Consider the following 23,975-nt stretch of genomic DNA (forward strand, 5'->3'; position numbering starts at 1 on the left):
GAACCAGCTGGGCGCCCAGCTCGTTCCTGTAGCAACGAAGGGGGTTCGTTATGTCTGCACTGTTCGAAATCCTGGGGAGCGTGTTCGGCGAAGCGTTCGGGCCGAGCGGAGAAGACCACACGCGCGGGGACGCGGACGTCTTCCTGGGCGGCGAGTGGCAGGAGGGCGAGCTGTACTTCGGACCCACCAGGCTCATCTGGGACGAGCGGATCATCTTCAGCGACGCCGAGGGCCGCGTCGAGCAGATCGTCGACCAAGACCCGCCGCACCCGAACTTCGTGGTGCTGCACTTCCGCCGCCCGCACGACACCGTGCTGCTGGCAGTGCACCGCCGCGAGCTGCCGCGAGTGCGCACGGTCCTGAGCCTGCCCCTTTAGCGGTTACATGTCGTTCCGGCGAAGCCCGGCGTACAGCAGCGTGCCGCCCGCGAACGAGAGGGCGAGCCCCGCCCACCCGCGCTGGTTCGCGACCGGGTCGTTCTGCAGCTGCTCGTTCAGCAACGGGATCGCGAAGAGCAAGGCACCACCGAAGAACGCGACCACTCCCACCGCGAACGCCCACACCGGCCGGGTCATCGTCTTGACGTCGATGGCGTTGCCGACCTTCAGCCGCGTGATCAGCATGAGCGCCACGGAGATCACCACCAGCACGATGTTCGCCGCCCTCGGCAGCGCCGGGCTGCCGATCAGGAGCCCGGTCAGGATGACGCCGGCGTTGATGAAGATCACCAGGAGCGAGGCCCACTGTAATTGAGACGGTCTCATGTTTTACGACCCTAGGACCACCAGGTCGTTCACCGGGCCATAACCGCTGAGGTTGATCCTTGTGCGAGTGGCCCGCCGGTTCAGGGGAACGGCGGGCCACATCAGCAAGGCGTCACTTGATCTGCATGCCCGAGATCATCCGCGACACCACGAGCCGCTGAATCTCCGACGTGCCTTCAAAAATGGTGAAGATCTTCGCGTCCCGGTGCATCCGCTCCACCGGGTGTTCACGGGTGTACCCGGCCCCACCCAGGATGTGGATCGCCCGCTCGGTCGCCCACACCGACACCTCGGACGCCTTGAGCTTCGACATCGACCCCTCGCCCGCGGTGAACGGAACGTTGTTGCGCCCCATCCACGCCGCGCGCCACACAAGCAGCCGGGACGCGTCGATCTCCATCCGCATGTTCGCGAGGTCGAACGCGATCGACTGGTTCTCGATGATCTTGCGCCCGAACGCCTCGCGGTCCTTCGCGTACTCCAGCGAGTAGTCGTAGGCGGCACGGGCGACACCGACGGCCATCGCGCCAACCGTCGGGCGCGTGGTCTCGAACGTCGCCATCGCGGCCTGGCCACCTGCGCGAAGACCCTCACGAGCGCGTGCGAGCCGAGCCTCCAGCCGTTCGCGACCGCCGAGCACGCAACGCCCAGGCACCCGCACGTCGTCCAGGAACACATCGGCCGTGTGTGACGCACGCATGCCGTGCTTCTTGATCTTCCCGGGGGACGACAAGCCCGGCGTGCCAGGGGGAATGATGAAACCGGCCTGGCCGCGTGAGCCCAGGGCGGGGTCCACGACGGCGGTGACGACGTGGACGTTGGCGATGCCGCCGTTGGTGGCCCACGCCTTCTGGCCGTTGAGCACCCACTCGTCAGTCGCCTCGTCGTAGCGGGCCCGCGTCCGGTAGCCCGCCACGTCGGAGCCCGCCTGGGGTTCGGAGGCGCAGAAGGCGGCGAGCTTGGGGTCCGACTCGTCGCCGAAGCACTCCGGTACCCACTCGGCCAGCTGTTCGGGCTCGCCGCCCGCGAAGATGCCGGCGACGGCCAATCCGGTGCCCATCAACGAAAGCGCGATGCCGGCGTCGCCCCAGAACAGCTCTTCCGTGGCGATCGGCAACGACAACCCGATGGGGTCGGCGAACCAGGTCGCGAGGGCTTCGAAGCCGTAGAGGCCGATCTTCGCCGCCTCCTGGATCACCGGCCACGGCGTTTCCTCGCGCTCGTCCCACTCGGAGGCCGCCGGCCTGATCACGTCGCGGGCGAAGCCGTGCACCCAGTCGCGCAGGTCCGTCTGGTCTTCGTTCAGCTCGAGCGAGAAGCCACCCACAAGAAGTCTCCTAAGCCTTCGGGATGTTGAACAGGCTCATGAACCCGGCCGCGAACCCCAGGTCGCCCTTGACCTTCAGCTTGCCCGTCATGAACAGCACGGGGGCGGAGGCGTTGCCGGTCGCGAGCTTGAGGAAGTCGGCGGGCGTCAGCGTCACGATGGCACGGGCCTCGCGCGTCACGCCCTTGTTGATCGTGCACTCGGCGTTCTCGATGATGGCCTCGTAGACGTCCTCGAGCACGTGGAAGTGCACGACGGCCTTCGTTGCGCCGGCGCGGTCCGCGCGGAAGTGGACCTCCATGCGCCGGAACACCTCGTCCAGCACGCGCACGCGCAGCGCGGGGTCGGCCACGACGGCCTCGATCTGGTCCTTCGAGGCGCGGGAGATGATGCGGGCGAAGTTGGACGGGTCCATCTTCGACAGGTCGAGGTCCGCGCCGCCGTCCGCCAGCGCGCCCAACGCCCTGAGCAGTGCCGCGAAGTCGTCCTTGCCCAGCTTCTTCGGGTCGATGCCGCGGGCGATGACGTCGATGTCGACGTCCTTCAGCGCGGGGTCGTCCGGAGAGATCTGCTCCAGCGTGCTGATCAGCTCGGCCGGGGAGAGCTTCGCGATCGCCTCGGTGGTGAGGTCGAGCGTCATGGTGGGACACCTCCTGGTACCTACTCGCGAGTAAGACTACTGATGAGTAGATAGAGCGGCAAGCCGATCGGATAATCTTGCGGATCCGAACTGAGGGGTAGAGATGCGCACAGAAGGTCGAGCCAAGCGCTTGCCACGCGCGGTGCGTGAGCGCCAGATCATGGACGCCGCCGTCGACGTGTTCTCTCGGCTCGGCTTCCACTCGGCCTCGATGGACGAGATCTCCGAGGTCGCGGGCATCTCGAAGCCGATGCTCTACGCCTACCTCGGCTCGAAGGAAGAGCTGTTCGCGACGTGCATCCGGCGCGAGGCCACCCGCATGATGGAGGCGATCGCCACGGGCGTCGAGCCCGACCAGGAACCCGACGTGCAGCTGTGGAGCGGTCTGCGGGCGTTCTTCGGGTTCGTCGGCGAGAACCGGGCGAGCTGGATGGTCCTGCACCGGCAGGCGTCGAACCAGGGCGGGCCGTTCGCGGTGGAGCTCATGGACATGCGCGCCCGCGCGGTGTCGCTGGTCGCGGCGCTGCTCACCCAGTCGACGAAGGCGCCGGCGACCAAGCTCGAGGCCGAGTCGCTGGCCGCCGCACTGGTCGGGGCTGGCGAGTCGCTCGCGGACTGGTGGCTCGACCACCCCGAGGAACCCGCCGGCGTCGTCGCGGCCCGTCTCATGAACCTCGTGTGGATGGGCTTCGGCGACCTGGTCGACGGCAACGTGTGGCATCCACCGTCACGTCGCTGAGCCCAGCAGGTGGGGTCCCTTGCCCCACACGGCGAACTCCCAGCCATCAGCGGTCTCACCGGCGGAGAACTCGACGCGACCGGGGATCAGCAGCGGCTTCTTGAACCGGACGTCGACCGTCACGGCCTCGGGAAGACGCCCCTCCAGCGCCGCCAGGCAGCGCGCCTTCGTCCACATCCCGTGCGCGATCGCGCGCGGGAAGCCGAACAGCTTGGCGCTCAACGGGTGCAGGTGGATCGGGTTCCGGTCGCCGGACGCCGCGCCGTAGCGCCGCCCGATGTCCGCCGGCACCCGCCACACCGCCGAACCGGCCGGTCGTGGCAGCTCCTCACCGGAGCCCGGAGACCCGCCGGAGCGCCGCAGGTAGGTCGACACCCCTTCCCAGGCACCGGAAACCGACGTCACCACGTCGACCTGGGTGCCCTGCGGGTGCGGCCGGAGGTCGCGCGCGGACACCGTGATCTCGAGCGGCTCGTCCCACGTCAGCGGGCGCGACTGCGTGATCCGGTTCGCGACGTGCACGAGACCCGGCAGCGGGAAGGGGAACCCGGCGCCGGACATGAGCCTCATCTGCAGCGGGAAGCCCAGCACGTGCGGGTAGGTCAACGGCAGCGCGTCGCGCAGCCCGAAGCCGCACACGTCGTTGTAGGCCGCCAGGTGCTTCAACGAGACCTCGACGGCGACCGAAACCGGTGGGGCGGCAAGCGTGTCCCCGCGCCGGAACGACGTGAGGGCGGCGCGCAGCAACATCAGGCCCCCAGCAGCATCTGGCCGCACACCCGCACGACGTTGCCGTTCACGCCACCGGAACCCGGCGACGCGAACCACGCCACGGTCTCCGCGACGTCGACCGGCAACCCGCCCTGCGACAGGCTGTTCATCCGCCGCCCGACCTCGCGCGTCGCGAACGGCACCGCGGCGGTCATCTTCGTCTCGATGAAACCGGGCGCCACGGCGTTGAACGTGGACCCGCGCGCGGCCAGCACCGGAGCCAGGGTGTTCACCATCCCGATCACGCCCGCCTTCGACGTGGCGTAGTTGGTCTGGCCGACGTTGCCCGCGATCCCGGCGATGGACGACACCCCGACGATCCGCCCGCCGCCGCGCAGCACGCCGCCGTGGATCAGCGCGTCGTTGATCCGCTCCTGGCAGGCGAGGTTGACCTCCAGCACCGAGTCCCACTGAGAGGAGTCCATGCGCGCCAACGTCTTGTCGCGCGTGATGCCCGCGTTGTGCACGACGACGTCGACGCCGCCGTGCCGTTCCAGCAGGTAGGAGGTCAGCCGTGCGGGATCGCCGGTGATGTCGAGCTGCAACGCCGAACCGCTGATGGAGTTCGCGACCTTAGAGAGCTCGTCACCCGCTGCGGGCACGTCGAGGCAGACGACATGGGCGCCGTCGCGGGCGAGAGTGGTCGCGATGGCTTCGCCGATGCCCCGCGAGGCACCCGTGACCAGCGCGACCTTGCCCTGCAACGTGCCGGCGGGAGAGTTTCCGGAGACGTGGACGACCTGTCCGGACACGTACGCGGACTGTCCCGACAGGAGGAACCGCAGCGTCGACTCGACCCCGTCCTCGGCGCCTTCCGCGACGTACACGAGGTTCGCCGTGCCACCGCGGCGCAGCTCCTTGCCGACCGACCGCACGAAGCCCTCGAGCGCCCGTTGCGCGATGGAATCCGGCGACCGCCCGATGACGACCACCCGTCCGCACGGCCCGAGCTGCGTGATCGCCGGGTGGAAGAACTCGTGCAGCTGCCGCAGATCGCCGACCGCGGAGATCTCAGAGGCGTCGAACACGAGCGCGCCGTAGGGGGCGGGCCCTGTTTCCAGCTGCTTCAGGAAGGGCAGCCGGGTGGCGCCGCCGATCAACACCGGCGTGGCCGGTGCGGCGTCGCGGCGCAGTGGGTGGGGGTTCGGCAGGCCGAGCCTGCGCACGAGCTGGCGACCGAGCCCGGACGTCGCGAACTTCTGGTACCTGTCCACGAGCAACAACCTACTCGCTAGTAAGTCTACCCGCTAGTAGGTAGTATGGGGGCATGCGAGTAGCGATCATCGGCGGCAACCGCATCCCGTTCGCCCGCTCGAACGGCCCGTATGCCACCGCGTCGAACCAGGACATGTTCACGGCGGTGCTCGACGGCCTGGTCAGCCGCTTCGGCCTGCAGGGCGAACGCCTCGGCGAGGTGGTCGGAGGCGCCGTGCTCAAGCACTCGCGCGACTTCAACCTCGTCCGCGAGTCGGTGCTGGGCAGCAGGCTCAGCCCGGAAACGCCCGCGTACGACCTCCAGCAGGCGTGCGGCACCGGTCTGCAGGCCATCATCGCCGTCGCCAACAAGATCGCGCTCGGCCAGATCGAGTCCGGCATCGCGGGCGGTGTCGACACCACCAGCGACGCCCCGATCGGCGTGAACGAGAACTTCCGCAAGCTCCTGCTGGAGTTCAACCGCACGCGCAAGATCAGCCTGCTGACCAAGCTGCGCCCCGGTCACGTCGTCCCGCACCTCCCGCGCAACGGCGAACCGCGCACCGGCAAGTCGATGGGCGAGCACGCGGCCATCACGGCCGCCGAGTACGGCATCACGCGCGAGGACCAGGACGAGCTCACCGCGCGCAGCCACCGCAACCTCGCCCGCGCCTACGACGAGGGCTTCTTCGACGACCTCGTCACCCCGTACCTCGGCCTGACCCGCGACCAGAACCTCCGCCCGGACAGCAGCCCCGAGAAGCTCGCCAAGCTCAAGCCCGTCTTCGGCGACACGATGACCGCCGGCAACTCGACGCCACTCTCCGACGGCGCCTCCGCGGTCCTGCTCGCCACCGAGGAGTGGGCCGCCGCGCGGAACCTCCCGGTCCTCGCCCACCTGACGTTCGCCGAGACCGCCGCCGTCGACTACGTGCACGGCGACGAGGGCCTGCTCATGGCTCCCGTGCACGCCGCACCGCGCATGCTCGACAAGGCGGGCCTCACGCTGCAGGACTTCGACTTCTACGAGGTGCACGAGGCGTTCGCGTCCCAGGTCCTCGCCACCCTGAAGGCCTGGGAGAAGGAGCTCGGCGAGATCGACAGGGCGAAGCTGAACGTCAACGGCTCGTCGCTGGCGGCAGGCCACCCGTTCGCCGCCACCGGCGCCCGCATCGTCGCGACCCTGGCGAAGCTGTTGCACCAGAGGGGAAGCGGACGCGGGTTCGTGTCCATCTGCGCGGCCGGCGGCCAGGGGATCACTGCGATTCTGGAACGGTGACGCACTAAGTCTTGCCGAAGTCGAGGGTCTCTCATGCACACTCAGTGGACCGCAGCGCGGCGGTTCTGGGGGTGGGGCACATGCACGACCTGCAAGTCGATCCCGAGAGAGACCCGGTGCTGGCAAGGGCGCTCACCGGCACCATCAGGGACGAATGGCGACCGGCCGCCGACGCCATGAGGTCGGCGCGCGAGTGGGAACGCCGCGCCTACATCACGCTGACGCTGGCCGCAGCCGCCCGGCGGCGCGTCGAGTGGCTCAGGCGCTGGCTCACGGCACGTCCGGGCGACCGCGATGCCGTCGCGGTGCACAACGCGATGGAGTCGCTCAACGGCGACTAGCGATCGACGCCGTCACGTGCCGGGATGCGACGACGACGAGTTGTCGTACGTGCCGTTCGGCTTGGCGCTATAGGTGTACCGCCCCTCCAGGCGTCCCCGCCGCGCCCGCCGCCCGAGCAGCACCAGGGCCGTGAAGACCACCAGGAACAGCAGCACCACTCCACTGATGCCGAGAACCAGCGCCGTTTGCATCAGTCGAGCAACGACCACGCGGCGGTGCACGACGCCGACACGGTGATCTGCTGCGCCTTCAGGTTCAGCTGGTCGACCATCCCGGCGGGCCCGGCCATCTCGAACGACGCGGCGCCGCTCATCATCCGCGGCTGGTAGTGCGCGCCACCCTCGGTGTCACCGATGCGCAGCAACGGCCCGAGCCGCCGCCCCAGTGCGGAGGCGTACCCCTCGGCGCGTCGCAACGCATCAGCCACGGCCTCGCGCTGAGCCTCGCGGATGGCCTCGGTGTCGTCGACGAGCGTCCACGACGGGCCGTTGATCCAGGACGGTTCGGCCTGGACGAGTTCGCCGAGCAGCGCGTCGAGGCGGTCCAGGTCCTTCACCCAGATCACGTACTGCTGCGACGCGCGGCTGCCGACCCGCTGGTTGTTGTCCCAGTTGTCGTGCGCGGACAGCTGGCGCGAGCGCACCTCGAACTCCTCGAGCAGGGGCTCGATCGCGGAGATGCGCTGGTTGAGCGTGCTCACCGCCTCTGAGCGTTCGGCGCCGAGAGCCTCGAACGTCACGTCCACCTGGGCGCGGTCAGCGGTCCGCTCGACCTCGCCAGTCCCCTTCGTCACGACTTCAGCCATATCGGCCAGCCAACCGGCATGCCGGTCCATCCGCAACTATTCGGCTCTATTGCTCCATCACTAGACAGACCAATACAGCGGCATCCGGCCGCACTTCGAGGTCGGTCTGCGCGTCTCTAGGGACCCCGCTAGAAACGCGGATACGGTGCGAACCATGGACCCGGTGCGCAACCCGTTCGCTCCCGGTGCTGGCCAGCGGCCTCCTGAGCTCGCCGGCCGGGACAAAGAGGTCGGTGCGTTCGAGGTGGTGCTCGAGCGCGTGGCCCGCGGCCGTCCCGAACGCAGCCTCGTGCTGACGGGGCTGCGGGGCGTCGGCAAGACGGTGCTGCTCGGCGAGCTGCGGTCGATGGCCGTCAAGCGCGGCTGGGGCGCGGGCAAGGTCGAGGCGAGGCCCGACGCCGACCTCAGAAGGCCTTTGAGCGCCGCGCTGCACCGGGCGATCCGCGACCTCGCGGTCCGGCACCGCGCACCGGACCGGGTCGAGGCGATCCTCGGCATCCTGAAGGCGTTCGCCCTGAGAGCCGCCCCGGACGGCGCCAAGCTGCGCGACCGCTGGCAGCCCGGCATCGACGTGCCCGCCGCGTCGGGCCGCGCGGACTCCGGTGACATCGAGATCGACCTGGTGGAGCTGTTCACCGACGTCGCCGAGCTCGCGCAGGACGTCGGCACCGGGGTCGCGCTGCTCATCGACGAGATGCAGGACCTCAAGCCCGACGACATCAGCGCGTTGTGCGCGGCGTGCCACGAGCTCTCGCAGATCGGCGCACCGCTGGTGGTCGTCGGCGCGGGCCTGCCGCACCTGCCCGCGGTGCTGAGCGCCAGCAAGTCGTACTCGGAGCGCCTCTTCCGCTACGTCCGCATCGACCGGCTCAGCCGGGAGGACGCCGACCGCGCCGTGCTGGCCCCGGTCGAACGCGAGGACGCGGGCATCACCGACGAGGCGCTCGACGCGCTCTTCGACGCGTCCGGTGGCTACCCGTACTTCATCCAGGCCTACGGCAAGGCCGCCTGGGACGCCGCACCGGCCGATCCGATCACCGCGCTGGACGTCTCCGTGGCCGCTCCGGAGGCCGACGCGGAGCTGGCCGTGGGCTTCTTCGGCTCCCGATACGAGCGTGCGACGCCCGCTGAACGCGAGTATCTCCGGTCGATGGCCGAGTTGACCGACGGAAAGGATGCGGGCGTCAACACCGCCCAGGTGGCCGACCACCTGGGCCGCAAGCCCTCGTCGCTGTCGCCCGCACGGGACTCGCTCATCAAGAAAGGCCTGGTCTACAGCGCGGAGCGGGGACAGATCGCCTTCACCGTTCCCCACTTCGGGCGATTCCTGCTCGGCCGGGAGGAGTGACGGCGGCTACCCGTCGTTGTCCGGCCGTCCACGTTGTCAGCCGATGATTCATCGGCATGTGCCCCACCTCACCGGATAATCACGTGCGTTTACGCCTGGAGAGGTGCATACTTAAGTCACCAGCCCAACAGGACCTCACAGAGGGAAGTGCAGACCGAGATGAACTTCGCAGCGAAGCTCCGCGCCCGCCGTGCCGAGGCGCGCAACCGGAAGGCCGTGGCTCGCGCGATCGACATGGCGACCACCCCGTCCATGCGTCACGAGCTGATGGCCATCGCCCAGGCTCAGGTCACCACCCTCCGCTGATCTGAAGACCCGGCACTCGCGCGGCGCCCCGTCGCGAGTGCCTCCCCATCGGGAACCCCTGGAGCACCTCCCGCGCTCCAGGGGTTTCATTCTGTTAAACGTGATCCACGCCACAGTATGATGGCGTTGTAACAGCGCACGTCGGTCTTCCGATGTCACTGTTGACCTCGCGGTGCTGTCGGACCCCCGACCTGGCAGCACCGCGAGGTTTCTTGTTTGCTGGGGACCATGAAGATCGCCGTGCTCGGCACCGGCCTCATGGGTGCCCCCATCGCAGCCAACCTCGCCGCCGCCGGCCACGACGTCCGCGTCTGGAACCGCACGCGTGCCAAGGCCGAACCGCTCGCCGCGAAGGGCGCCACCGTCGCGGACACGCCCGCGGACGCCGTCGAGGGCGTCGAGGTCCTGCTGACGGTGCTCAACGACGGCCCCGCGGTCACCGCCGCCGTCGAGGCCGCCACGCCGTCGTTGCCGCACGACGCCGTGTGGATCCAGGCGTCCACGGTCGGCGTCGACGCGACCGAGGACCACATCGCGCTCGCCCGCTCACTCGGGCTCGAGTTCGTCGACGCCCCCGTGCTCGGCAGCACCAAGCCTGCGGCGGAGGGCAAACTCGTCGTGCTCGCGTCCGGTGCCGACGAGCTGCGCGACCGCGTGCAACCCGTGTTCGACGTGATCGGCGCCCGCACGATGTGGGTCGGCGAGGCCGGTGCGTCGTCGAAGCTGAAGCTGGTCGCGAACAGCTGGGTGCTCGCGCTGACCGCGGCCGTCGGTGAGGCGGTGGCGCTGGCGGAGTCGTCCGGGCTCGACCCGAAGCTGTTCCTGGAGGCCGTGTCCGGCGGCGCGATGGACTGCGCCTACCTGCAGACCAAGGGCAACGCGATCATCGAGCGGTCCTTCCCGCCCGCCTTCACCGTGCAGAACGCCCTGAAGGACGCGTCCCTGGTCAACGAAGCAGGGGTCCGTGCCAACGTGCGGCTCGACGTGGCGCAGGCGTCCGCCGCGAGGCTCAACCGCGCCGTCACCTCGGGGCACGGCGACGAGGACATGGCCGCGTCCTACTACGCCAGCTACGAATAAGCCCGACGATCGGCCGGTCCGGCGGGGCGTGCGGGCTCAATAGTTTGACCAGGTGAACAGACTCGTACGCTCCCTGCTGGCGTTCGGCCTGGCATCGGCGCAGGTCGCCGCCACCGCCGCAGTGGTGTCCGCCGCCCCCGACATCAAAGACCGCATCGCCGCCGTCCCCGGTGTGCGGATCATCAGCGAGGGGACGTCCGGCACCGCGCGGACGTTCGTCCTCGGCATCCAGCAGCCCGCCGACCACCGCAAACCGCGCGGGCTGAAGTTCGAGCAGCGCTTCTCGTTGCTGCACAAGGCTGAGTCGAAGCCGATGGTGTTGCACACCAGCGGCTACAACCTGTCCGGCCCGAGCCCGTCCGAGCCCGCGAGGCTCGTCGACGGCAACCAGATCAGCGTCGAGCAGCGGTTCTTCGCGCCCTCGCGGCCCACCCCGGCCGACTGGGACGACCTGAACATCTGGCAGGCGGCCAACGACCACCACAAGATCGTCGTCGCGTTCAAGAAGATCTACGGCGCGAAGTGGCTCTCGACGGGTGCCAGCAAGGGCGGCATGACGTCGATCTACCACCGCCGCTTCTTCCCGCGTGACGTCGACGCGACCATCGCCTACGTGGCGCCGAACGACGTGGTGAACGACCGCGACGTCTACGGCGAGTTCATCCGCAAGGTCGGCAACGACCCGACGTGCAACCGACGGCTCGAGGGCGTGCAACGGCAGATCCTGCAGCAGCGCGACGAGTTCGTGGCGCGGCTCGAAGCCAAGGGTTACACGTACAAGCAGTTCGGCAGCGCGCACAAGGCGCTGGAGATCCTGGTGCTGGACACGCCGTTCACCTTCTGGCAGTACGGGACCCAGGAGCAGTGCGCGATCGTGCCCGGTGCCGGTGCTTCGGTGGACGACCTCTGGAAGTTCATCGAAGCCACTGTGGGCTGGGACTTCTACACCGACGCGGGCGTGGCGCCCTACACGGCGTACTACTACCAGGCGGGCACGCAGCTCGGCTGGCCCGCGGCGGACGAGTCGGCCATGCGCGACCTGTTGCGCTACCCAGGATCATCGGTGCCGCGTTCCATGGTGTCGCCGGACATCAAGTTCCCGCGCTTCGACCGGTCCGCGATGCGCGACATCGACTCGTGGGTGCGTTTCCAGGGTTCGCGGCTGCTGTTCGTGAACGGTCAGAACGACCCATGGAGCGCGGAACCGTTCCGCCTCGGGTGGGGCACGCGCGACTCGCTGTCGTACACGGTTCCCGCCGGCAACCACGGTGCGAACATCGCGAAACTGCCCGAGGCGGAACGCGCTGCCGCGACGGCCGCCGTCCTGCGCTGGGCCGGCGTCTCGTCCGCTCCCGTTGGGGCACTTGCCGTGGACGAGGGTCCGGACTCGCTGGACGCGCTGCGAGCCCGCCGGGGCTGAGGCACGCTGGAGGCGTGAAGCCGTTGCTCGTGGTCGACGCAGCCAACGTCGTGGGATCGGTCCCCGACGGGTGGTGGCGCGACAGAGCGGGCGCGGCCGAACGCCTCCGCGACGCCCTGCGCGGCCGCGACGAGGAGGTCGTGCTCGTCGTGGAAGGCAAGGCGCGCAACGTTTCCTCCATCGACGACGTCCGTGTCGTCGCCGCTCCAGGAGAGGGCGACGACACGATCGTCGAGGTGGTGCGCACCGAGGGCGCCGGACGCCAGGTGACGGTCGTGACCGCCGACCGCGAGCTGCGGCAGCGGGTGACGGCACTGGGAGCCGAGGTGGCCGGACCCACCTCGGTGCCTAGATCCTGAAGAGGCTTTCGAGCACCTGAGCGACCCCGTCCTCGGTGTTCGGCGGCGCGTGGTTGGTGCAGGCCTGCTTCACGAGCGGGTGCGCGTTGCCCATCGCGTACGCCGTGCCGGCCCACCCGAGCACCGACAGGTCGTTCGGCATGTCCCCGAACGCGACGACCTCGTGCTTGCCGATTCCCCTCGTGTTGCACAGGGATTCGAGCGTGGCGGCCTTCGAGACGCCCGGCGGGCTGATCTCCAGCAACCCGAGCCCGCCCGAGTGCGTCACGGAGACGTGCTGCCCGACGGCCTCGCGCGCGATCTCCATCATGTGGTCGACCTCGGCGTCCGGCGCCCAGGCCAGCATCTGCACGACCTGCTGAGCCTCCTCGAAGACGTGCTCGAGCAGCTCCAGCGTCCTGTGTGGATTCTTCGGCCCGAACCCCTGGAAACCGGGCTCCGACAACACCTCCAACCCGGTCTCGACCGCGATGCCGACGTTCGGGATCACCTCGGCCAGCGCCTCCGACACCTTCCGCACCACGTCGAGCGGCACCGTCTGCGCGTGCGTGACCTCGCGGTTCGTGAGGTCGTAGATCATCGCGCCGTTGGAGCAGATCGCCGTGCCGGTCAGTTCGAGGTTCTGCACGAACCGCGGCGGCCGCGCCGTGACGACCACCACGTCGGCGTCGACGGCGTGGAGCGTGGCGCGGGTGCGATCGCTCAGCACCCCGCCCGGTTGCAGCAGCGTGCCGTCGAGGTCGGTCGCGATCAACCTGATCATCGACCGATTATCGGGGCTGCCGCTCGCGGGTGAGAAGACCTGCGGCGACCACTTCGGTGGTGCGGCGCACGACGTCGGTGAAGTCGACGCACATCACCGCCAGGGCCGGATCGGCGGCGTAGGCGTCGAGGACCGCCTGCGGGGGACGGCTGCCCGGCCAGGCGGCGACCGCCGTCAGCATGACGGTCTGCATGAGGGTGGCGGCGTCCTCGTCGCCCAGTTCGGGCAGGTGTCGCCCGGTGAACCGGACGAGCGTCCCCAGGTACCCGAGGACGGCGCGCTTGTGCTGCAGCGCGGTGTCGGCGGAGATGTTGCGCTCCAGCACCGTGGACTGGGCGCTGATCAGGTCGCACAGCACCGGGCGACGTGTCAGCGAGGTCGCGAGGAGATCTGCCAGCCGGTCGCCGCGTTCCGGGGCGGTGCCGGCGCCGGGCGTCGCGGACTCCAGTTCGGAGATCCAGTCGGCGATCTCCGCCTCCAGCAGCGCCAGCAGCACCGCCTCCCGCGACTCGAAGTAGCGCAGGACGTTGGCCTTCGCGAGGCAGACCCGGCGGCTGAGCGCGGTGAGGGTCAGTCCGGCGACCGGCACCTCGGTGAGCATCGCGGCCGCGGCGTCGAGGATCTGCCGCCGGCGCTCGTTGCGCTGCTCGTCGGTGCGCGCCCGCTGGAAGGTCATGTCGCACACATTACAGACCATCGGTACTTTACTAAGATACCGACGGTCCGTTATGTTGGTGACATAAGAGACCGGCAGTACTTAATGAGGGGTCGCCATGTACGAGGTTCCTGACCAGCGCGGAAAGCGCATCGTCGTCACCGGCGCGAACAGCGGCACCGGCAAGGAGGCGGCCAAGCGCCTGGCGGGAGCCGGGGCCGAGGTCGTCCTCGCGGTGCGCACCGCGGCCAAGGGCGAGCAGGCGAAGGCGGAGATCCTCGCCGCCCATCCCGGTGCCGCGCTGGAGGTCCGGCGGCTCGACCTCGCCGACCAGGCTTCCGTGAGCGCGTTCGCCGAGGAGCTGATCGCCGAGGGCAGGCCGCTGGACGTGCTGGTGAACAACGCCGGCGTGATGAACGTGCCCGCGCGGACCGAGACCGTCGACGGCTTCGAGCTCCAGTTGGCCAGCAACTTCCTCGGCCCGTTCGCGCTGACCGTCCGGTTGCTGCCGTTGTTGCTGGCGGCTCCCGCGCCCAGGGTCGTCACGATGAGCAGCGGTGCCGCGTACCGCGGGAAGATCGACTTCGACGACCTGCAGTCCCGCCGCAAGTACAGCCCCACGCTGGTCTACGCCCACTCCAAGCTGGCCGACCTGCTGATGATGGTGCACCTGGCGGACCTCGCCGAGGAGCACGGCTGGCCGTTGCTCTCGGTCGGCGCGCACCCCGGCTACACCCGCACCAACCTGATGACCTCGGGTCCGCACCTCAACGGCGGCAAGCCCGGTCTCCTCGAGTCGGTGGGCTACAAGGTGATCCCGTCGCAGGGCGTGGAGCAGGGCACCGAACCCCTCCTGCACGCGGCGGCCGATCCTGGCGCGTCCCAGGGCGCCTACTACGGGCCGCGCTGGGGGCTCGTCGGTCCGACCAGGCCCTCCTCGATGCCGCGGTCCGGGCGGGACAAGGCCGTGGCCGCTCGCCTGTGGGCCGAGGCGGAGCGCCTCACCGGGACGTCGGTGGAGGTCGTCGGCGGGTGATCGCGGTCCTCGGGCAGGATCGGGGCATGACCCATCGAGTTGACGACATGCCGTTGCCGGTCTGGCTCCCGGAGTCCGGAACCGGGCCCGGCATCGTGCTGATCCAGGAGATCTTCGGTCTGGACGGCTACCTGCGGGGCATCGCGGAGAAGCTCGCCGCGCTCGGCTACGTCGTGGCCGTGCCCGAGCTGTTCCACCGCTTCCAGCCGGGCTGGGTGGGTGAGCACGACGAGGCCGGCATCGCGAAGTCGATGAAGGTCGTCGGCAACCTCGACTTCCCACTCGCCGTGCGGGACGTCGTCGCGTCGGTGCAGTACCTGCGCGGTCTGCCCGAGGTCACGGGCGGCGTCGGTGTGCTCGGCTTCTGCCTCGGCGGCACGCTGGCCTACTCGGCCGCCGTCGCCTCCGACCCGGACACCGCCGTGTCGTTCTACGGCTCGGGCGTGCCGGAGCAGATCGGCACGCTGGACCAGGTGTCCTGCCCGGTCCTGTTCCACTTCGGCACCGAGGACTCGTTCATCACCGGCTACCAGGCGGTCGTGGACGCGGTGGAGGAGCACGAGAACGCCGAGATCCACCTGGAGCCCGCGGGCCACGCGTTCCTCAACCACCTCGGCCCCTGGTACGACCAGGCCGCCGCCGACCGCGCGTGGGACCTCACCACGCAGTTCCTCAAGCGAACCCTGCCTGCTTAGGCGATGCACGGCACCGCGAGCTGCTCCGAGAAGAACCTCTCGAGCGGCTTGCGGTGCAACCGGCGTTCGACGGCGATCAGTTCGTTGCGCCGGTAGTGCCTCACCTGGGTGCTCGTGACGACGAACCCGTTGCGTTCGGTCGTGGGCATCTCGTCGTAGAGCAGCGCGTGCTGTCCTTGTGTCACAACGACGTCCGCCAGCCCGTCCGGGATGTCGCCGGCGCGCGTCGCGATCGTCGCCGCCAGCGCGTCCGGCCGGTTGCGCAGCCTGCGGTGCGGCCACGGCACCCCGTGGTGCTCGGCCTCGAGCGACCGGTGCAACGCCCTGGCGGCGTGCCGGATCGCCTTGATCGAGTCGCCGGCGAGCACGTGCACGCCGGGCGCGTCCAGCGCGGTGTCCCTGCGGAACCCGGTGCACGCGATGACGTCGTCGTACCGCAGTTCGCCGGTGCCGTCGATCGTCGCGACGAACTCGTCTCCGTCCTTGACGATCCGCTGCACCGTCCGCCCGACGATGTGCGTGAGCCGCGTCGTGGACGCGAGGTTGTCCGCCGTCTCGAACGCGCTGTGCCCGCGCCCGACGATCAGCACCCGCCTCCCCGCGTACGCCGTCGGATCGGTGCTGGCGGTCGCGTACGTCTCGGCGTGCTCGATCCCCGGAATGCCGGGCACGTGAGGCTTTTTGCCCGTGGCGACGATGACGTGCCGTGCGTCGTAGCGGCTCAGATCGGTGACCGGGGTGTTGTAGCGGATGTTCAACGGCCGCGCGAAGTCCTCCAGATAACGCACCAGGTCGTCCGCGTCGGGGAAGGACCGCTTGCTGTAGCGCGCGAACGGCACACCGTCGAACAGCGAGTTGTCGTCCGTGGACAGGACGCGGTGCCGGGGAAACGTCCGCAGGAAACCCGCCGGCTCCGGTCCCGCCTCGACGATCAGGTAGTCGCGGCCCGCACGGTGTAGAAAGCGCCCCATCTGCAAGCCCGCCGGACCTGCACCGATCACCAGGTACTCCACCATCACGCACCTCCCGGGGTCCTTTACGCCGTTCACGGCGAAAAGGTTCAGACGGGCGGTCTGCCTCCATCATGAACGCTCCCGGCCAGTTCCGGGCGACCGTCCCGCTCTGCGGACGCGCCGGAGGAGCACCGCGCGGTTACGCTGGGTCCATGAGGCTCATCGCGGTGTCGGCACTGACGCTGCTGCTGGCCGCCTGCACCTCCCAGGCCGCGCCCATGCCCACCCCGTCCCCCGACCCGGCGGAGACCACCACCGCGCCCCCGACCCCGCCGGTGCAGGACCCGTTCGACGTCGACGCGAACGACAAGCGCGTCCGCGAGTGGAAGAACTCCCCGGACGAGATGGGGTTCGTCTACCGCGTGCAGCCCATGGACTTCACGCTGAAGCCGCGCAACACCGGCAGCACACCGCAGTCCGACGCCCGGCTCCGGTTCGTCGTCGAGGACATGGACGGCGAGGGCGACCTGACCGTCGGCGGCGACGGCTGGACGTGCGAGGGCGACCGCGACATCGCGTGCACCACCACCGGCGTGACCGAGCCCGGCGGCACGTGGGCCCCGCTCACGCTGACCATGCGGCACACCAAGGGCGGCCAGACCCGCGTAGTCGTGCACTGGGGAGACGTCACCCCCAGCGTGATCTTCCGTTACGACACCAGCACCTGACCCACGCCACTACGCTCGCGCCGTGGCTGACCGCGAACTCGGGTCGATCCGGACGCACATCACCGCGGTGGTGCTGACCGGCCTGACGGTCTTCGCCGTGGCCGCAGGCCTCCTCTGGCTGGCACTGGGCCTCCCCACCGCGCTGAACACCAGGGTCGACATCATCAAGATCGCCCTGTCGGTCGTCGCCGGAGTCGGCGGCGTGGTCGCACTGGTCGTCGCCTACCGCAAACAACGCATCAGCGAGTCCGCCGAGAAGCGCGAACACGCCAAGGTGCTCAACGAGCGCTTCGCCACCGCCTGCAACCAAATCGGCCACGACAAACCAACGGTCCGATTAGCGGGCCTCTACGCGATGGCATCCCTCGCCGACGAGTGGACCGAACAACGCCAGACGTGCATCGACGTCCTGTGCGCGTACCTCCGCATCCCGTACGAGCCCTCGCTCGACTCCGAGTGGGAGCACGACGAGGAGACCGAGGTGCGCCTCTCGGTCACCAGCCTGATCACCGCACACCTCCGCGACGGCGCCCCGGTGAGCTGGCAGGGCCACGACTTCCACCTGACCAGGGCAGTGCTGCGCGCCGCGGACTTCGCCGGCGTCCACGTCACCGGCGGCAACCTCGTGCTCAGCCTGGCGCGCTTCCCCGGCGGCTGGGTGTCGTTCGACGGCATGCAGGTGAGCGGCGGCGAGGTGTGGTTCGGCGGCGCCACCTTCTCCGGCGCACGGGTCACGTTCCACGACGCGCGCTTCACCGGCGGCCGCGTGAAGTTCGAGGGCGCGGGGTTCAACGCCGGCGAGGTGTCGTTCCGCGGTGCCCGGTTCGCGGGCGGCGAGGTGGACCTCTCGGAGGCGGTCCTCACGGTGGCACCGGTGTTCGACGAGGGCGAGAAGCCGGGCCTGAAGCTGCCCTGACCGCCTGAAAATGTCAGAGGCACCTGCCAAGATCACCGCCATGGGCACCTGGGACGTCGGACACTTCGACAACGACACCGCCGCGGACTTCTCCGGCAGACTCGACGACGCGGCGGAAGCCGAGCGCGAGACCGTCATCCGTACCGCGCTGACCAGCACGATCGAGTCAGACGAGTACCTCGACAGCTACGAGGCCTGCCACGCCGTGGCCTCGGCCGCGCTGATCGCCGCCCAGCTCCCGGGCGGCACGCCGGTCACCACGGCGTACGGTCCGAAGGAGCCGCTGCCGGTCTTCTCCGACGACCTGAAGGCGCTCGCCGCGCAGGCGCTGGACCGGGTGGTGGCGCCGGAGTCGGAGCTCGCGGAGTTGTGGGACGAGACCGAGTACGGGCCGCAGTGGCGGCAGAGCGTGGCCGACCTGAAGGCCGTCCTTCTCACCTGAACTCCGGTGGGTCAGCTTCTCCAGGTGTCGGGCGAATGGGCACTGCGGAACGCCTCGGCGAATCCGGCGCAGCGGTGGCCGTCGTTGGCCAGGACGTCGAGCAGGTCGTCAACGGAACGCGGTGCCCGTCGATAGCGGGACACCTGGCGGCGAAGTGCCGCGATCACCAGTTCGGGCGCGAGTTCGAGCTGGTCGAGCAGGAATTCGTCCTGGTGCAGCACTTCGATGCCGAAGCGACTGACAGCCGCGTCGGGGAAGTCCTTCAGGTTCTCGGTGACCAGCAGCTCGGCGCCACCCCAGACGGCTGCCGCGAGAACGTGCCGGTCCTTGGGGTCGTTCTCCATGGCGTTGACCAAGTGCTGGTAGCCGGTCACCTCGGCGTCCGGGAAGTGGCGCTGCATCTGACCGAGCCGATGAGCGACCTGGCGTTCCGACGCGCCGCGCTTGCGCAGGTTCCGGTCGAGCTCGACCAGCACGTCACCTGACCACATCGGGCGGTAGACGCCGGATTCGCTGACTGTCAGCAGCGTGTCGCACAGGTAGGGCTTGAGAAGGACGCACGTGTCGATGAAGACGGGAAGCACTGATCACCTGAGGTCGTCGTTCGCCGGCAACCGCTCGAACGGCGTGTCCAACGGAAGGTCGTAAAGCCCGCTGTCCTCACCGTCGCGGACCATCTCGTCCAGTCCTGCGCCGCGCGCCCTGCGGGAACGGTCCTGATAGGCCAGGAGGTCTGCCAGCCGGACTCGCCGATGCCTGTTGGGCTGCTCGTACGGGATCTCGCCCGCTTCGAGCAGACGCACCAGCGTGGGCCGGGAGACTCCCAGCAGATGTGCGGCTTCGCTGGTGGTGAGGATCGTGTGTTGAGGTGCGACGGTGATCGCCAAGCCCCGCGACATCGCGAACACGACGTCCCGAAGCACGTCGAAGATCTCCGGGGGAAGTGGGAGATGCGTGCCGTCGGGTGCGACGAGCGCGGCGGTTTCGGAGCCCGAACGCGTCAGCGCGGCGACCCACGGGGACAAGCTCTCCGGCCGGGCAGGGGGCAGCACCGTCCGTTCGTTCGCGCCTGCCGTCATGCGTTCATGCTAGCCCAAAACGAACAAAACGAAAGCCGTCCACATCATGGACGCCGGAACACCCCAACCGTCCACGGTGTTGGATACGGCCGTGAGCACCCCCAAGCGCCGTGCCCGCGTCCGTGCCCCCGAGCTGGTAGGACGTGGCTGGCTGAACACCGGCGACGCCACGATCACCCTCAAGGACCTTCGCGGCAAGATCGTGCTGCTCGACTTCTGGACGTTCTGCTGCATCAACTGCCTGCACGTCCTCGACGAGCTGCGGCCCCTCGAGAAGGAGTTCGAGGACGTCCTGGTCACGATCGGCGTGCACTCGCCGAAGTTCGTGCACGAGGCCGACCCGGAGGCGCTCGAGGCCGCCGTCGAGCGCTACGAGGTGCACCACCCGGTGCTGGACGACCCGGAGCTCACCACCTGGCAGAACTACGCCGTGAAGGCGTGGCCGACGCTGAACCTCGTCGACCCCGAGGGGTACGTCATGCACGTCGCCGCCGGTGAGGGGCACGTCGAGGCGCTGCGGAGCGTCATCAAGGAGCTGATCGAGGAGCACGACGAGAAGGGCACGCTGCATCGCGGCACCGGGCCGTACCAGGCGCCGGAACCGGCGAGCACCACGCTGCGCTTCCCCGCCAAGGCCATCGTCACGCCGCAGAACACGATCCTCGTCAGCGACTCCGCCCACCACAGCATCGTGGAGCTCGAAGCGGACGGCGAGACCGTCATCCGCCGCATCGGCACCGGTGAGCGCGGCCGCCAGGACGGCAAGACGCCCACCTTCTCCGAACCCGCGGGTCTCACGCTCGTCCCGGGCACCACCCAGGTCGTCGTCGCGGACACGGTCAACCACCTGCTCCGGGGCCTCGACCTCGAGACGGGTGAGGTCACGACTCTCGCGGGCACCGGGGAGCAGTGGCGTGACGGCGAGACCGACGGGCCGGCCGACAAGATCGAGCTGACGAGCCCGTGGGACGTGGCCTGGTGGAACGGTGGCGTCGCCATCGCCATGGCCGGCAACCACACGCTGAGCTTCTTCGACCCCGCGAACAACACCGTCGCGAGGCTGGCAGGCACGACCGTCGAGGGCATCAACGACGGGCCTGCGGACCAGGCGTTCTTCGCGCAGACGTCCGGGCTCGCGGCGGACGGCGACCGGCTGTGGATGGTCGACTCCGAGACGAGTGCGTTGCGCTACCTGGAGAACGGCGAGGTGCACACGGTCGTCGGCAAGGGGTTGTTCGCGTTCGGTCACAAGGACGGCGACGCGGACGAGGCCCTGCTGCAGCACCCGTTGGGCGTCACGGTCCTGGACGACCACTCGGTCGTCATCAGCGACACCTACAACAACGCGGTCCGGCGCTTCGACCCCGAGACGAACTCGCTGACCACGATCGCCACCGACATCGCCGAGCCATCGGACGCGCTCATCGTCCAGAACGAACTCGTCGTGGTCGCCAGCGCGGCGCACCGGCTCGAGCGGTTCTCGGCCTCTGCCACCAAGATCGACGGTGCGGCGCACGAGGTGAAGCGGCCCTCCACCGACATCGCGTCGGGGTCCTTCGAACTCGCTGTCGTCTTCACCCCGCCCAAAGGCACCAAACTGGACGAAAGGTACGGCCCCTCAACGCGTTTGGAGATCACCAGCTCACCCCCGGAGCTGATTCTCGAGGGCGCGGGCGTCACCACGGAACTGGTACGCGCGTTGCGGATCAACGATCAGGTCACGAACGGCGTGCTGCACGTCGTCGCGCAGGCCGCGAGTTGTAGTGACGATCCGGCCGAGGAACACCCCGTCTGCCGCCTGACCAGGCAGGACTGGGGAGTGCCCGTTCGAGTGGTTGCCGATGCACCCACCAGGCTCCCGTTGCTCATGGGCGGCATGGACGAAGAGGGTCAGCAGGGCACGTAGACTCTGCTGGTGCCTGATGTCAAGCTCGAGATCCAGATGCTGTACGACCGCGTCATGGTCCGCATCTCGCCCGAGGACGGCGAGCGGCGTTCCAGCGGAGGCATCGTGATCCCCGCTACGGCCCAGATGGCGAAGCGGTTGGCGTGGGGTGACGTGTTCGGAGTCGGTACCAGCGTGCGCCACGTGAAGGTCGGCGACCGGGTGATGTTCAACCCGGAAGATCAGCTTGAGGTCGAGGTGCACGGCACCACGTATCTCGTGATGAGGGAACGCGATCTGCACGCGGTTGCGACTGAGCTCACCGAGCACGGTACTGGTCTGTACCTATGAGCCGCCGGTTCGTGATCTGCGCCTGATAGCTACACACACATACGCCACCTCAGGAGAAACAGGCAACGGGGAGAGCTGTGCCGTACGACGCTGACAAGACGAGAGCGATGCCTCCGGTGGGTCCCGGCGGCACGTCCTCGGAGCAGACGACCAAGATCGCTCCTGTGCAGGTGGACGCCTCGACCGAGGCGTGGCCGTCCGAGGAGCCGGACTCGAACGAGCCGACCGTCAACGTGGCCGTGCCCGGTGTCGGCTTCCCCTCGGGCGACGCCGCCACCGAGTACATGAAGCCGGTGCCGCCGCCCGAGCCGCAGCCCCAGGCGCAGGACTCCGGTGTCTACGGGCCGGTGATGATCGAGCCGGGCGAGGACGAGGCGCAGCCGAAGTTCAACAGGAAGAAGGCGTTGATCGTGGCCGCGGCCGTGGTCGGCGCCTTCGGTCTGCTCTACGGCCTCGACATCCTCGTCTCGAGCGGCAACGTGCCGCGCGGCGTGACGGTGGCGGGCGTCGACGTCGGCGGCATGAGCCACGGCGAGGCCGAGAAGAAGCTGCGCGACGAGATCGGTCCGCGGCTGGGCAAGCCCGTCGCGCTCAAGGCGGGCGACGTCACCTCCGAGCTCGACCCGAAGGCAGCGGGTCTGGAGCTCGACTGGAACGGCACGATCGACCGTGCCGGCAGCCAGCCGCTCAGCCCGTTCACGCGCGTCACCTCGTTCTTCACCAGCCGCGAGGTCGGTGTCGCGACGAAGGCGGACGACGCGAAGGTCTCCGGCGCGCTCGAGGCCCTGCGCCCCAAGCTCGACCACGAGCCGATCGAGGGCACCATCAAGTTCGAGGGCGCCAACCCCGTCGCCGTCGAACCGCACGACGGTCAGAAGCTCAAGACCGAGGACGCCGTCAGCACCGTCGTCGCGAACTGGGCGTCCGGGAGCCCGGTCGAGGTCCCGATGGACTTCACCCCGGTCAAGACGACCAAGGAGGGCGTCGAGAAGGCGCTCAACGAGTTCGTGAAGACCGCGGTGTCCGGCCCCGTCGTCATCAAGGGCGAGGGCAAGGACGCGACGCTCACGGCGGAGCAGATCGGCACCACGCTGACGTTCGTGCCCGGTGAGGGTGGCGCGCTGGACGTCAAGGCGAACAAGGACAAGCTCGCCGAGATCCTGACGCCGCAGCTCAAGGACACGATCAAGCAGGGCAAGGACGCCGAGATCGTCTTCGAGGGCGGCAAGCCCACGGTCAAGCCGTCGGTGGACGGCCTCGACCTCGACTGGGACAAGAACCTCACGCCCTACTTCGACACGTTGAAGAAGACGGACGCGCGCGAGGTCAAGTTCGAGTACAAGCACACGCCCGCGAAGGTCACGACCGAGCAGGCGAACAAGATGGGCATCAAGGAGGTCATCGGCGAGTTCTCGACCGGTGGCTTCGCCCCCGCCTCGGGCGTCAACATCCGGGTCGTGGCCGAGAAGGTCAACGGCGCGATCGTGAAGCCCAAGGAGACGTTCAGCCTCAACAAGTACACGGGTCCCCGCGGCACCGCGCAGGGCTACGTCGAGGCGGGCATCATCGAGAACGGCATCCCCGGCATGGCGGTCGGCGGTGGCATCTCGCAGTTCGCGACCACGCTCTACAACGCGTACTACTACGCGGGCATGAAGGACGCGGGCCACCGGGAGCACAGCTACTGGATCACGCGGTACCCGAAGGGCCGCGAGGCCACCGTGTTCATGGACAACGCGGGCAACAGCCTGATCGACATCTCGTTCACGAACCCGGACGACACGGGCGTCGCCATCCAGACGATCTGGACCGGCTCGTCGATCACGATCAAGCTGTGGGGCACCAAGAACTACGACGTCACCGGCTCCACGAGCGGCGATTTCAACCCCACCCAGCCGCAGGAGAAGAAGGTCAACAAGGCGGGGTGCAGCCCGAGCAACGGCGCCCCCGGCTTCTCGGTGACGGACACCCGCACGATCACGGACCGCCGCAACGGCCAGGCCCGCAACGAGTCGCGCACGGTCAAGTACGACCCGCAGTTCAAGATCATCTGTGAGCCGCCGCCCGGCGGCTGAGGAAATTCCGGATTCACAGTGGC

General features: G+C 69.0%; 29 protein-coding genes. 17 read left to right on the top strand and 12 right to left on the bottom strand.

The window, feature by feature from the left end; all coding sequences use genetic code 11:
* The first annotated feature begins 50 nt into the window (after window positions 1–50).
* Complete coding sequence (locus IE307_RS10875) at window positions 51–377, top strand: hypothetical protein (protein WP_191297783.1); 327 nt, start codon at window positions 51–53, stop codon at window positions 375–377.
* Window positions 378–380: 3 nt separating this feature from the next.
* Here IE307_RS10875 and IE307_RS10880 read toward each other — a convergent pair whose 3' ends face one another.
* The 3 genes from IE307_RS10880 to IE307_RS10890 all read right to left on the bottom strand — a co-directional run bounded on the left by IE307_RS10880 (window position 381) and on the right by IE307_RS10890 (window position 2,731).
* The gene (locus tag IE307_RS10880) at window positions 381–764 is read right to left on the bottom strand and encodes a hypothetical protein (protein WP_191297784.1); all 384 of its coding nucleotides are present in this window, start codon (window positions 762–764) and stop codon (window positions 381–383) included.
* 112 nt (window positions 765–876) lie between these two features.
* Window positions 877–2,091, bottom strand: a complete 1,215-nt coding sequence (locus IE307_RS10885) for an acyl-CoA dehydrogenase family protein (RefSeq protein ID WP_191297785.1) — start codon at window positions 2,089–2,091, stop codon at window positions 877–879.
* 10 nt (window positions 2,092–2,101) lie between these two features.
* Entirely contained in the window at window positions 2,102–2,731 is a 630-nt protein-coding gene (locus tag IE307_RS10890; RefSeq protein WP_191297786.1) for an SCP2 sterol-binding domain-containing protein, read from the bottom strand.
* A gap of 103 nt (window positions 2,732–2,834) precedes the next feature.
* Here IE307_RS10890 and IE307_RS10895 point away from each other — a divergent pair, with 103 nt between their 5' ends.
* Complete coding sequence (locus tag IE307_RS10895; RefSeq protein ID WP_191297787.1) at window positions 2,835–3,470, top strand: TetR/AcrR family transcriptional regulator; 636 nt, start codon at window positions 2,835–2,837, stop codon at window positions 3,468–3,470.
* Here the strand turns inward: IE307_RS10895 and IE307_RS10900 are convergent.
* Both IE307_RS10900 and IE307_RS10905 read right to left on the bottom strand, forming a co-directional pair.
* Window positions 3,459–4,220: a MaoC family dehydratase gene (locus tag IE307_RS10900; protein WP_191297788.1), complete on the bottom strand. Its 762-nt coding sequence runs from the start codon at window positions 4,218–4,220 to the stop codon at window positions 3,459–3,461. The two genes, IE307_RS10895 and IE307_RS10900, sit on opposite strands and share 12 nt — an antisense overlap.
* A complete protein-coding gene (locus IE307_RS10905; RefSeq protein ID WP_229904607.1) occupies window positions 4,220–5,461 on the bottom strand; it encodes a 3-oxoacyl-ACP reductase in 1,242 nt (413 codons plus the stop codon). The genes IE307_RS10900 and IE307_RS10905 overlap by 1 nt, the downstream gene beginning before the upstream one ends.
* Window positions 5,462–5,508: 47 nt before the next feature.
* Between IE307_RS10905 and IE307_RS10910 the strand changes: the two genes are divergently transcribed.
* Both IE307_RS10910 and IE307_RS10915 read left to right on the top strand, forming a co-directional pair.
* Window positions 5,509–6,714 (top strand): acetyl-CoA C-acetyltransferase, encoded by a 1,206-nt coding sequence (locus IE307_RS10910; protein ID WP_191297790.1) that lies wholly within the window; start codon window positions 5,509–5,511, stop codon window positions 6,712–6,714.
* An 80-nt stretch (window positions 6,715–6,794) separates the two neighbouring features.
* Window positions 6,795–7,055, top strand: coding sequence for a hypothetical protein (locus IE307_RS10915; RefSeq protein ID WP_191297791.1), 261 nt, complete (start codon window positions 6,795–6,797; stop codon window positions 7,053–7,055).
* A 12-nt stretch (window positions 7,056–7,067) separates the two neighbouring features.
* Here the strand turns inward: IE307_RS10915 and IE307_RS10920 are convergent, their stop codons facing one another.
* Complete coding sequence (locus IE307_RS10920) at window positions 7,068–7,247, bottom strand: hypothetical protein (protein WP_191297792.1); 180 nt, start codon at window positions 7,245–7,247, stop codon at window positions 7,068–7,070.
* On the bottom strand, window positions 7,247–7,849 hold the full coding sequence (locus IE307_RS10925; protein WP_229904608.1) for an SIMPL domain-containing protein: 603 nt from the start codon (window positions 7,847–7,849) through the stop codon (window positions 7,247–7,249). The genes IE307_RS10920 and IE307_RS10925 overlap by 1 nt, the downstream gene beginning before the upstream one ends.
* 166 nt (window positions 7,850–8,015) lie before the next feature.
* On the opposite strand from IE307_RS10925, the gene IE307_RS10930 reads away from it, so the two are divergent.
* From IE307_RS10930 to IE307_RS10950, 5 genes are all read left to right on the top strand, one after another.
* Window positions 8,016–9,209: an ATP-binding protein gene (locus IE307_RS10930; RefSeq protein ID WP_191297794.1), complete on the top strand. Its 1,194-nt coding sequence runs from the start codon at window positions 8,016–8,018 to the stop codon at window positions 9,207–9,209.
* Between the two features lie 159 nt (window positions 9,210–9,368).
* Window positions 9,369–9,515 (top strand): hypothetical protein, encoded by a 147-nt coding sequence (locus tag IE307_RS10935; protein WP_169746017.1) that lies wholly within the window; start codon window positions 9,369–9,371, stop codon window positions 9,513–9,515.
* Between the two features lie 228 nt (window positions 9,516–9,743).
* Entirely contained in the window at window positions 9,744–10,595 is an 852-nt protein-coding gene (locus IE307_RS10940) for an NAD(P)-dependent oxidoreductase (RefSeq protein ID WP_229904609.1), read from the top strand.
* Window positions 10,596–10,647: 52 nt separating this feature from the next.
* Window positions 10,648–12,015, top strand: a complete 1,368-nt coding sequence (locus IE307_RS10945) for a S28 family serine protease (RefSeq protein WP_229904610.1) — start codon at window positions 10,648–10,650, stop codon at window positions 12,013–12,015.
* 14 nt (window positions 12,016–12,029) lie between these two features.
* The gene (locus IE307_RS10950) at window positions 12,030–12,374 is read left to right on the top strand and encodes an NYN domain-containing protein (protein ID WP_191297796.1); all 345 of its coding nucleotides are present in this window, start codon (window positions 12,030–12,032) and stop codon (window positions 12,372–12,374) included.
* On the opposite strand, the gene IE307_RS10955 is transcribed toward IE307_RS10950, so the two are convergent.
* Together IE307_RS10955 and IE307_RS10960 are read right to left on the bottom strand one after the other, a co-directional pair.
* Window positions 12,364–13,137: an HAD family hydrolase gene (locus tag IE307_RS10955; protein ID WP_229904611.1), complete on the bottom strand. Its 774-nt coding sequence runs from the start codon at window positions 13,135–13,137 to the stop codon at window positions 12,364–12,366. The genes IE307_RS10950 and IE307_RS10955 overlap by 11 nt on opposite strands.
* A 7-nt stretch (window positions 13,138–13,144) precedes the next feature.
* Window positions 13,145–13,813 carry a TetR/AcrR family transcriptional regulator gene (locus tag IE307_RS10960; protein WP_191297797.1) on the bottom strand — a complete coding sequence of 223 codons (669 nt, stop codon included), beginning with the start codon at window positions 13,811–13,813 and terminating at the stop codon, window positions 13,145–13,147.
* A gap of 97 nt (window positions 13,814–13,910) precedes the next feature.
* On the opposite strand from IE307_RS10960, the gene IE307_RS10965 reads away from it, so the two are divergent.
* Both IE307_RS10965 and IE307_RS10970 read left to right on the top strand, forming a co-directional pair.
* Window positions 13,911–14,828 carry an SDR family oxidoreductase gene (locus tag IE307_RS10965; protein WP_191297798.1) on the top strand — a complete coding sequence of 306 codons (918 nt, stop codon included), beginning with the start codon at window positions 13,911–13,913 and terminating at the stop codon, window positions 14,826–14,828.
* 26 nt (window positions 14,829–14,854) lie between these two features.
* Window positions 14,855–15,523, top strand: coding sequence for a dienelactone hydrolase family protein (locus IE307_RS10970; RefSeq protein ID WP_191297799.1), 669 nt, complete (start codon window positions 14,855–14,857; stop codon window positions 15,521–15,523).
* Here IE307_RS10970 and IE307_RS10975 read toward each other — a convergent pair.
* Window positions 15,520–16,536 carry an NAD(P)-binding domain-containing protein gene (locus IE307_RS10975; RefSeq protein ID WP_229904612.1) on the bottom strand — a complete coding sequence of 339 codons (1,017 nt, stop codon included), beginning with the start codon at window positions 16,534–16,536 and terminating at the stop codon, window positions 15,520–15,522. The two genes, IE307_RS10970 and IE307_RS10975, sit on opposite strands and share 4 nt — an antisense overlap.
* A gap of 152 nt (window positions 16,537–16,688) precedes the next feature.
* Here IE307_RS10975 and IE307_RS10980 point away from each other — a divergent pair, with 152 nt between their 5' ends.
* Genes IE307_RS10980 through IE307_RS10990 form a run of 3 tightly spaced genes read left to right on the top strand, consistent with a single transcriptional unit; the run spans window position 16,689 to window position 18,562 of the window.
* On the top strand, window positions 16,689–17,204 hold the full coding sequence (locus tag IE307_RS10980) for a YdgH/BhsA/McbA family protein (protein ID WP_191297801.1): 516 nt from the start codon (window positions 16,689–16,691) through the stop codon (window positions 17,202–17,204).
* A gap of 22 nt (window positions 17,205–17,226) precedes the next feature.
* Complete coding sequence (locus IE307_RS10985) at window positions 17,227–18,120, top strand: pentapeptide repeat-containing protein (RefSeq protein ID WP_191297802.1); 894 nt, start codon at window positions 17,227–17,229, stop codon at window positions 18,118–18,120.
* A 10-nt stretch (window positions 18,121–18,130) separates the two neighbouring features.
* Entirely contained in the window at window positions 18,131–18,562 is a 432-nt protein-coding gene (locus tag IE307_RS10990; protein ID WP_229904613.1) for a DUF4259 domain-containing protein, read from the top strand.
* An 11-nt stretch (window positions 18,563–18,573) separates the two neighbouring features.
* On the opposite strand, the gene IE307_RS10995 is transcribed toward IE307_RS10990, so the two are convergent.
* Both IE307_RS10995 and IE307_RS11000 read right to left on the bottom strand, forming a co-directional pair.
* Complete coding sequence (locus IE307_RS10995) at window positions 18,574–19,146, bottom strand: PIN domain-containing protein (protein ID WP_191297804.1); 573 nt, start codon at window positions 19,144–19,146, stop codon at window positions 18,574–18,576.
* 3 nt (window positions 19,147–19,149) lie between these two features.
* Window positions 19,150–19,641, bottom strand: a complete 492-nt coding sequence (locus IE307_RS11000) for a helix-turn-helix domain-containing protein (RefSeq protein WP_191297805.1) — start codon at window positions 19,639–19,641, stop codon at window positions 19,150–19,152.
* Between the two features lie 46 nt (window positions 19,642–19,687).
* Between IE307_RS11000 and IE307_RS11005 the strand changes: the two genes are divergently transcribed.
* The 3 genes from IE307_RS11005 to IE307_RS11015 all read left to right on the top strand — a co-directional run bounded on the left by IE307_RS11005 (window position 19,688) and on the right by IE307_RS11015 (window position 23,952).
* Window positions 19,688–21,547, top strand: a complete 1,860-nt coding sequence (locus tag IE307_RS11005) for an NHL domain-containing thioredoxin family protein (RefSeq protein ID WP_191297806.1) — start codon at window positions 19,688–19,690, stop codon at window positions 21,545–21,547.
* A gap of 36 nt (window positions 21,548–21,583) precedes the next feature.
* Window positions 21,584–21,877 (top strand): GroES family chaperonin, encoded by a 294-nt coding sequence (locus IE307_RS11010; protein ID WP_084401587.1) that lies wholly within the window; start codon window positions 21,584–21,586, stop codon window positions 21,875–21,877.
* A 77-nt stretch (window positions 21,878–21,954) separates the two neighbouring features.
* Window positions 21,955–23,952, top strand: a complete 1,998-nt coding sequence (locus IE307_RS11015) for a VanW family protein (RefSeq protein ID WP_229904614.1) — start codon at window positions 21,955–21,957, stop codon at window positions 23,950–23,952.
* The last annotated feature ends 23 nt before the right edge of the window (window positions 23,953–23,975 follow it).

This window comes from Lentzea cavernae (genome assembly GCF_014653695.1).
Classification (GTDB): Bacteria; Actinomycetota; Actinomycetes; order Mycobacteriales; family Pseudonocardiaceae; genus Lentzea; species Lentzea cavernae.